The sequence below is a fragment of the Parazoarcus communis SWub3 = DSM 12120 genome (assembly GCF_003226565.1).
GTDB lineage: Bacteria > Pseudomonadota > Gammaproteobacteria > Burkholderiales > Rhodocyclaceae > Parazoarcus > Parazoarcus communis.
This window is the reverse complement of the sequence record NZ_QKOE01000201.1, coordinates 1-255: the sequence shown is the minus strand read 5'-3', so window position 1 is coordinate 255 and position 255 is coordinate 1. Positions and strand designations below refer to the sequence as shown.

The 255-nt window shown below is 71.4% G+C and carries 1 protein-coding gene; it reads left to right on the top strand.

The features are described from left to right. A partial coding sequence (locus DNK49_RS23740; RefSeq protein WP_120719304.1) for an ATP-binding cassette domain-containing protein occupies positions 1-255 on the top strand: 255 nt, incomplete at both ends.

The window sequence follows — 255 nt, the reverse complement described above, 5'->3', positions numbered from 1 at the left end:
AGCTGCTGCCGACGATGAGCGTGCTCGAGAACGTGGCCATCGGGGGTCACCTGCGCGGTGACAAGGGCGTGTTGAGCGCGGCCTGGCGCCTGGACCGGGCCGAAGAGGCGCGGCTGCTGGCCGAAGCGGCGCGCCAGATCGAACGCGTGGGCCTGGCCGATCACCTCTACGACGAAGCGGGCAGCCTGGCGCTGGGCCAGCAGCGCATCCTGGAGATTGCGCGTGCGCTGTGCTCGGACCCCTGCCTGCTGCTGC